The sequence below is a fragment of the Desulfovibrio sp. SGI.169 genome (assembly GCF_050313595.1).
In the GTDB taxonomy this organism is placed as follows: Bacteria; Desulfobacterota; Desulfovibrionia; order Desulfovibrionales; family Desulfovibrionaceae; genus Desulfovibrio.
The window spans coordinates 1-8,139 of the sequence record NZ_JBNPLS010000050.1 but is presented as its reverse complement, the minus strand read 5'-3'; the positions used below and the strand labels follow the sequence as shown (position 1 = coordinate 8,139).

Here is an 8,139-nt window from a genome sequence, read left to right as displayed (position 1 = left end):
AGACAAATTATGGGTCTGGAAAGCTTATTGTCGCGATACCGGTCAACTCATTGACCGGGAGTGCGACAATCGTGACCAAACCACTCCCGCAAGATTGATGGCAAGGCTTCGCCGTTGGTCTGTCTGGTTCTTCTGTACCGATAACTGGAAAGTATATTCATGGAAATAGCCGGGGACAACCTCATTCAAGGAAAACGGGGAACCATCTGCGAATTGAACGAAATAACGGCAGTACAAGGCGTCATTGTGGTGGATTTACGCGTAGGACAAAAGTTGTTTCTAAGAAAAAGAGCATGGCAGATTTGACGCCAAGGCTATGGCATCGTGTAGCGGATGGAGCTCTTTTTTGGAAAGTATCAAGCTCAGGCCATATCTATCTTTAAGTGAAAACTCTCAAAGAAGCGCGTCTTTTCTTGCCGCCGTCCAAACCAGACGCATATCGTTATGGGCCGCGATAATTTGACGGCATTATGTAGAGTCAGCCTCATTTATGCGCTGTTGGTCAGGGATGTGTTGGCTGTGTTCCGCCGCCCTTCGCTCCGCTTCGGGCGGCGAGAGGAAAATCTCCCTTTTACCGACAAGCAAAACCCATAACGTATTTTTCAATGGGGTTTGAGCCTAAAGTCCTCGGTGCTCATGCGTCGAGACATCAGTTTTTTGGCATTACAGGAAATTTTTTGGCAAACTCGAAAACCTCGCCAAATGTTTCATAATGGGCAGCCGCATAAGTAAAGAAAAATTCTTCATCGCTGCAAGGCCCCAGGCGGCATTGGATTTCGTCACGCAATTTCTCGTCCATGAGCGTCTTTGCCACATTGAAATCGATTTCCGTACCATGAGCATTTAACATCGCAATTCTCCATATTCAGTCGTCAGAGTACATCTTGTCCGGCGTGACAAACGGATGCGGCTGACCATGAACCGCGCATCCACATATGAGGCGTATTATGCCTTCTGGCCCGCCTGCCGCTGTAAAGTTTTTCGTGTTTTCGGTCTGAAGAGCATGCCCCAGGCGGGCTCATCTTTCCCGCAGGCGAATGGAAACCAAGCGGACACGCTGGCAGGGCGCTTGGCGGACGCCCTGCGCTTGCGGCATGGGGCACCTTTTACGATCCCATGACGACGCCTTAAAGCCTTAGTCATCGAAGACGCTGTCGAACTTCCTTTTCATTGGGGAAAAGTACCGAGAAATTGAAACGATGTCCATGAATCACACAAATTATTCCCGATGCCCGAACGGAACCACGCTCTGACCCACAAATTTTTGCGGCACTACGTCAAAAACAGGGGCAAAGATTTTCCAGGCGGCCATTTTGAGGGTGTTTTTCGCATCCATTGTTATCTGCCAGCTTTGCCGCAGGGCACATACCGATAGTTTCCGTCCAGGCGAATATTTTTTAAAAGGGATTTTTCTCCGCGGTCAAAATAGACATACCCTCCTTTTTTGAATGCCTCTGGGGTTGTCACTTCAGCTACGCCGTCTTTGATGGCGAGATGCGGCTGGATGTCCCTGGCGCCGCTTTCTTCGGCGGTTTGCGGCTGAAACACCGCCGTGGTGCTGAAATTGTCGCCTATTTTAGCCGCCTGAAACTGACTCCACCCGAAACTTTGCGGCTTGTCTGTCTCCCATACGGCGATTTCCAGCCAGTAGCCGCCGTTTCCGGTTCGGCTGATGGTCAGATAGCCATCATGCCCGGGACGCCCGCTCAGGCGGTAGAATCCCTCAAGAGGATTGGTCTCGCCCGCAACTATTTCCAGGTTCCTGCAACTCACCAATTGCTCCATAACCAGGATGCGTTCCGCATAAGCCTGAGCGCAGGCAAGGGCTGCGTTTTTACCAGCGGCTTCGGCATCCTTCACACTTTTTTCAATGACCGTATTGTTTTCCTTATCCACTTTATCGTATTCTCCTTCATCAAACGCGTCATTGAGTCTCTGGAGTTCGATATCGTAGCGGTCATACATCGTGCGGTAGGCATCATTTTCTTGATGCCACGCCTCATGCTGCGCCGGCAGAGCGAATGCGAAGGGGCATAGACAAAGAGTCGAGAGGACAAGAAAGAGAGACGGTATGGCTTTAGGCATTGCTGACTCCTTTAGCAGATCATGCAGATTGGTCTCGTCTCGAAACGGGCAAGCTATTCCTTGAACCGTGTTTTCAGGCTCACAATTGCCAAAGTGTCCTTTCCTTTCCAGGTATGGGGCTTGGCCTGCGCGATAAAGTTGCCCAGGATGTCCTCCTTGTCGTCCGCGTTGTAGATTATGCCTTTCATCTCAATCACGCCGTCCGCTCCTTGTCTGGCTTCATCGACCCGCGCATGGTAGACGGCCTCACCGGCAGCCCCTTCAAAATGATACCGCGCGCCGTCGAAGTGATACTTGTCAGAGGGAGAGCCCGAATTCGGATGCGCCGCGGAAAGACATTGCCTGAGGTTATAGCCAAAATAACGCTGAAGGCTGTCTTTGACGTAAGAACACTCCATGGTTTGAGTCCCCCACTGACATTCAGGCGTGGCGCAAGGTTTGATGCGCTTGGGGTTGTTTATGAAATTATGCCAGATGCCGAAGCGAATCATATCATAGGGCTTCTCTGTATTGAGCACATCTTCAGCCGTGAAATCAAGCATGCCGAGTTCGGTGAAATTGGACAGGAACACGCTCATACGCTTCATTTCTGCCGCAGAAAAAGTTTTTCCCCCGGATTTCCTTTCACGCAGGAAATCACCGTCAAAGCTGACGCCCGCGCCCAAGAGTCCGCTTTGTTTGAAAGCCTCCGGTTCGGTGACGGTTGCCGTCTCGCCATGAAAGGCAATCTGGACAGGGTTCTTTTCATCGGACTGATCCGCAACCCGCATGCTGTTGTCCTTGAGTCTGCCCACGCCATCCAGCTCGCCGCTGTTGAAGGGGGCGCTTTTCTGGCTGGCAACGATATGCACCGCGTAAAGATCCGCTTCTTTTTCCTTCCGCACAGTCATCCAGCCCTCAAACGCCTTGCTTTGCATCTTGTAGAAACCCTGAACGCCTTCCGGGTGACGGCGCAGCCAGTCCCATGCCATTTCAAGGTTCAGGCTGTCGCGCCCCTGCTCATAGGCAAGAATCCACGCCTCGCTTGCCGGTGAGCCTTCGGATATGCCTGATTTGGCCGATTTTGCCGCTTCCGCCCGCACGGCCTTCTGGACGGCGGCAAAATCCTGAGCGTCAAGCCGCTTTTTGGCTTCCCGCTCTGTTGCGGAATAGGCCTCGAAAGCTTTCCTGTACTCGCCGTCAGCCATGAGAGCGTCATGGTTTGCGGGTACGGCGAGTGCCGCCGATGCCGTCAGCAGCAGTAAACTGATCAGGCAGAGAAAATTTCTCAAGTAAAGCGCATGCATAACATACTCCCTGAAAGCTCGCATGGCTAAATCGCCTGGAGCGCGTCAAGATTAATGCTGATAAATAAAAGATGCAGCCACAAGGGAATACCGGCGAACAATGCCGCTACAAAAGACTTGAACAACTGGAGAATACGGCCGCCATAGCTTACGCCTTGCCCCGCGCCCAGGAAGAACACGTTAAGGGTTTTGCCAAGAATATTGCCCACGAGCAAAGCCGAAGGCAATACAAAAATAGCTCCCACCGCAATAAACGCCAGGGTATTGCAGGGATCCGACAACTCTGTTGCCCCGTCCGTAATGCTGAAAGAAAGAGCGACGCCGTCCGGCAGGTTCAGGAACGCCACGACAACAGAAATTCCCCAAATGGCGGCGGGAAGCCAGAAAACGAGCTTGCAGGCCAGACGCATTGGCCCATGCAGCCCCATTCCCAGGCGGGAAAGTCTGGCGGCCAGGGAAAACCCGGCGACGCCGGCCGCCGCTGCCAATGCCACGGCTTCCCCCGTATTCTCCCTTTTTTCTTCAGCCGCTGTGGATTTCTCGCCCCTCTTGAAGTACATGGTGTCCAGAAAACCCGTGATCAGGCTGATATCTTCTTCCAGCAGTTTTCGTTCTTCCAGAAGCGTTTTTTTACCGGAGACATCAAATGCGTCGCGGGTCAGGGCCATGAAGACCAGCATCTCCCCGTTTTCAAAATGGAACGCCAGGGGGACATCGAGCTTTCCATCAAGATAATATATGCCCTCGATCATCAGCGGCGTCATGACGCGCATGGCGTCCAGCGGGTCGCGCGCGAAAACTTCAAAACGCTCCCCAAAAGTCGCAAGCTCCGTTTCCACACGTTGCCAGTCACCCGAATCCGCGAGAGCGCGGGCCGCGCCGAAGTCGCGCCGCAGCACCCGCACAGGGCCGCCGGCTCGCGAGGCCATGGCAAAGCGCATGACTCTGCCCTGAAACACGTCTGTCAGAACCTCACGCCGCGCTTCCCCATCATCCTCAGCGGCGGCCGCAACCTCGGCGCTGTCCTGAATGCGGATATCACACTGCGCAAAGTCAAGGCCGTGATACCGGGCGGTTATCAGATCGTTGCAGGATATGTCGCCTGGGGGCAGCAGACCGGAAGAACGCAAAACATCCTCATTCAGGCCACCATCAGGCTGAAAATAAAGATTCTCAAAGACCTTTTCCAGTTCGGCCCGGACAACTTTTTCCTTGAAATCCTGGTTGTAGCGGCTTTTCAGACGTTGCGCGCCATAGAGGATCGCGCCGCCGCAAAGACCCGCGCAAAACAGCGCGTATTCCCATTCCATGCCCAGGCCCAGGGCCGCCACAAAGGCTACGGGAAAGGACGCCCAGCCAAGAAAGGAAAGCGCGCCGGCGCCGATACGGGCATGTTCCATTCGCAGGGCTGCGGCATCGCCCTTCGCGGCCCTAAGACTTGCGCGGAGCCGGCGCATCCGGACGAATTTCCAGATTCTCCAGACCGCCAGCCCCGCAAGCAGAACAGGGCCGACAAACTCGAAAAGAAGGGCAATGACAATAAAAATGGCGTCAGACATTGCGTGTGCAGCCTTCTTCCAGGAGCGAGCTTGGGATATACTTTAACCTTGGGGCGTTGGATCTGACTGTTCCAATTGGGGCAGCTGGCAGCTTGTAAGATTTAAATGCCCTGAGCGCGGGCGGGCCGGACTCAGGGCGTGCGTCTGCTGGTCAGCTGGTTCTTTTGAAATTATATTTCAAAACGCGAATCTTCGCACTCCTGTAGGGATACCAGCCCTTGCTGGAGTTGACTTTGCGTGTGAAGGTAGTCTTGAGTTGTTTGCTTTTGCCGGGCCCCAGAGCCGGGCTAAAGGTATAGTTGGTATCCACTTTTCTCTGGTAGGTTTCATCGTCATTCCCATAGTTGCCTGTTATTTTCACCGTGACGTTATTGAGCCTGCTGATATACTCATGTGAAGTGATGTTTTTGACCGTGTACCAAAAAGTTATGCGCTGTTTGCCGCCGCTGGCCTGTGCGAGTTCGACTTTTGTTACTTTAATACTCAAGGGGCTATCAGCCATGGCCATATTGGCGGCAGCCAAAACGAACAGGGCAACCAAAAAACACTGAGCTGTTTTTTTCAATATAGACTTCATGATTTCCTCATTAAAAAATCTGTTTGCAGGTTACAGGGAAAACCGCATCGCCACATCCTGTTTTTTCTCTTCCTCAGCCTTAAAGAACTCCTCCTTTTTATGTCCATGCAGGCGCCCCACAATGCTGTCCGGCCAGGTTACCAGCATCTGGTTGAATTGCGACACGTTCATGTTGTAAATACGGCGTACGGCCTGCAGGTCTTCTTCAACCTCCGCAATGGAGCTTTGCAATACGCGAAAATTCTCGCTGGAACGCAGTTCCGGGTAGGCTTCGGCCAGCACATTGATTTGTCCGCGCAGGGCATCCATCTGACTATTGGCATCAGACCGCTGCGCCATGCTCATCCCCTGGCGCATTTGTACCACATTCCCCAACGTGTCCGCCTCATGTTTGGCATAGGCCTTTGTCACATCCAGCATCTTGGTCAGGGTATCGAAACGCCTGGTCAGGGCCACTTCAATACCGGAATCGGCTTCCCTGATTTTCACCAGAAGTCTGGCGAAGCGATTCATGGTCATGATGTACCACAAAACCGCTCCCCCCACGGCTGCCAGTGCCGCCAAAAGCCAGCTGTTCATGCACCCTCCCGGTTTTTTCCTGCTCCGCCTTGCGCGTGAAGCCGATCAGCCTATTCGATACAGATGCGGAAGTCCTCTCCAGACCAGCAGGTCCCGTCGCGTTTGGCCTTTCCCCAGCGGGAATTGATGCCGTCCTGGGTCACTCCGCTTACCTCGGCTGTATCCTTGTCCATTTCCACTATGGAAACGGAGAGTATCTCCTCCAGCAGGGGTTTGCCGTTCTTTCTCTCGATGTTATACCAATGAAGTCCATCATCCGTTTCTTTCCGGATCATGCAGTCGGAAGGCTTGTATATCTTCCCGCCGGATGTAATCTCGCATTTGCCGGGCTGAGCATCATCCCCGGCAAACACCTCGCCGCAAGACAGACTCAAGCAGAGCAGAAGCGCGCATATGCAAAAATTCCAGAAGAAAAAATACTGCTTCATAACCTTCCTTACCCATAGGGTTCATGTGAGAGTTTTTGGCAAACTTTCCGGTATGATCCAAAAGGATTGGACTTCCGGTTCGAGGATGTCCACCAAAGCCATGAAACCAAGCCCCAGAGCCAGCGCCAGACCTGCAAGAGCAATGGCAAGAAGCACTCGGCTGCCTCTTTTCCGGGCGTGGAAAGCCATGCAGATAAACGCGACGCCCACTCCGCACATGAGAATCAGCAGCTGGCAGGTCTGTCTTGTCAGCAGCAGAACCCCCACTACCCAGAGCAGCGCGGCGCAGACCGCCAGGCCAGCTGCAATCAATAACCCTTGGCCAATTGGTTTATTCACGGCTTGCTTCGATAATCCCGGAGCCATCGGCCATCCATTCGAGAGAACAGTTCTTGCCCGATGTTACATGCAGGCGCATGACGGGAATAGCCGGATTTTCCCCCGCAACGGCCTCGTCCCAGTTTTTCGCGGGAATATAGACAGCTTCCAGCACAGTGGGATCGGTCTCGTCGAAAACAGTGGCGCATGTCTCGGCCATCATCGCCTCGGCCTTGGCCTGATCTGGCGTATCCGCGTTATCCCAGATCCGAACCGCATCCTTGATGTCCATCTTCCCACCCTTCTCGCCCGCCTTCACATAGGCGAACCAGGGGCGGCATCCTGTGGAAGACAGGGCCTGAATGACCTTCGCGAGCCCCTCCACGTCAATGGCCGCGTGAAAGATGATTCTTTCAATGGGACAATCGTCAATGTTTTTGCCGCCTAATACTCCTTCACCGGCAGGAACAATTCTGGCCAGCCAGGTTGTCTCCGCAAACCTTATGGGCATGAAGAACTGATTGTTGAATGGATAGGAGCCTTCCGCGACGTTCATCGGGCGCAGATCCGCCATCGTGCGGGCGGCAAGCGCCTTCGCCAGGTCGACGGGCGCGGCTCCTTCAGGAATCAGTGAGACCGCTTTGCCGGCGATCTCCCCGGAAGATTGCGCCGATTCCCCGGAAGAAGCATTCTTGAGCCGAAGACCGCAGACGCTCATCTCCCCTTCAACAGTCGTCGCCCAGTTGCCTGTCCACTGGGCTTCCTTGCCGGGATTGGCTTTCATCCATTCAGCCAGCACTTCGGGGCAGCGTTTCCGGGCATGATCGTTGTCCCAGATGGGGCCGGCTTCCACATCAAAGCTCTCCGCCTTGGCGGACGACTGAGCCCCTCCCTCAGGCACAAGCGCCGGCGCGCCGCCATCGCGCAGGACAAAACGCACAATCTGCTTCGGGCCGGAAAGATTCAATGAATCAAACTCATAGCGCCTTGTTCCGGCATATACATTCAGCCCTTTCAGGGCGGAAGCATTGCCGGCAGTCATGTTGATCCTGTTGCCGGGGACAAGATTCATCGATGAGCCCATGCCGCCTTCCTCACTATCCAGATAAAGATAGTATATCTCCAGAGGCGAACCATTGACGACAGTTACGGTCATCTCCGCTCTGACTGGAAGAGACGCCATAAGGAGAAAAAACAGCACCAGACATCCCAAAGACATAAAGCCTTTCATACCAGCATCTCCCTGCGCTTCCGCCCGCATGTTAGGGCATGACAATTTTTCATGCCTGAATACCCCAAACAGAAAA

10 protein-coding genes are annotated in these 8,139 nt (G+C 53.6%); 1 reads left to right on the top strand and 9 read right to left on the bottom strand.

Annotated features, from left to right (window positions below):
• Nucleotides 1-169: IS1 family transposase (locus ACQRA4_RS13270; protein ID WP_427823539.1), on the top strand; the 169-nt coding region annotated here is incomplete at its 5' end.
• 480 nt (nt 170-649) lie between these two features.
• On the opposite strand, the gene ACQRA4_RS13265 is transcribed toward ACQRA4_RS13270, so the two are convergent.
• From ACQRA4_RS13265 to ACQRA4_RS13225, 9 genes are all read right to left on the bottom strand, one after another.
• Nucleotides 650-850 carry a hypothetical protein gene (locus tag ACQRA4_RS13265; protein ID WP_427823537.1) on the bottom strand — a complete coding sequence of 67 codons (201 nt, stop codon included), beginning with the start codon at nt 848-850 and terminating at the stop codon, nt 650-652.
• Between the two features lie 488 nt (nt 851-1,338).
• Nucleotides 1,339-2,085 (bottom strand): hypothetical protein, encoded by a 747-nt coding sequence (locus ACQRA4_RS13260; protein WP_427823536.1) that lies wholly within the window; start codon nt 2,083-2,085, stop codon nt 1,339-1,341.
• 53 nt (nt 2,086-2,138) lie between these two features.
• Entirely contained in the window at nt 2,139-2,969 is an 831-nt protein-coding gene (locus ACQRA4_RS13255; RefSeq protein WP_427823535.1) for a hypothetical protein, read from the bottom strand.
• Between the two features lie 428 nt (nt 2,970-3,397).
• Entirely contained in the window at nt 3,398-4,300 is a 903-nt protein-coding gene (locus tag ACQRA4_RS13250; protein WP_427823538.1) for a DUF3137 domain-containing protein, read from the bottom strand.
• A gap of 781 nt (nt 4,301-5,081) precedes the next feature.
• Complete coding sequence (locus ACQRA4_RS13245; RefSeq protein WP_427823534.1) at nt 5,082-5,507, bottom strand: hypothetical protein; 426 nt, start codon at nt 5,505-5,507, stop codon at nt 5,082-5,084.
• A 30-nt stretch (nt 5,508-5,537) separates the two neighbouring features.
• A complete protein-coding gene (locus ACQRA4_RS13240) occupies nt 5,538-6,086 on the bottom strand; it encodes a LemA family protein (RefSeq protein WP_427823533.1) in 549 nt (182 codons plus the stop codon).
• Between the two features lie 50 nt (nt 6,087-6,136).
• Entirely contained in the window at nt 6,137-6,514 is a 378-nt protein-coding gene (locus ACQRA4_RS13235; protein WP_427823532.1) for a hypothetical protein, read from the bottom strand.
• A 21-nt stretch (nt 6,515-6,535) separates the two neighbouring features.
• Nucleotides 6,536-6,853: a hypothetical protein gene (locus tag ACQRA4_RS13230; RefSeq protein ID WP_427823531.1), complete on the bottom strand. Its 318-nt coding sequence runs from the start codon at nt 6,851-6,853 to the stop codon at nt 6,536-6,538.
• The coding region (locus tag ACQRA4_RS13225; protein WP_427823530.1) for a hypothetical protein at nt 6,846-8,139 on the bottom strand (1,294 nt) is incomplete at its 5' end. The genes ACQRA4_RS13230 and ACQRA4_RS13225, both read right to left, overlap by 8 nt.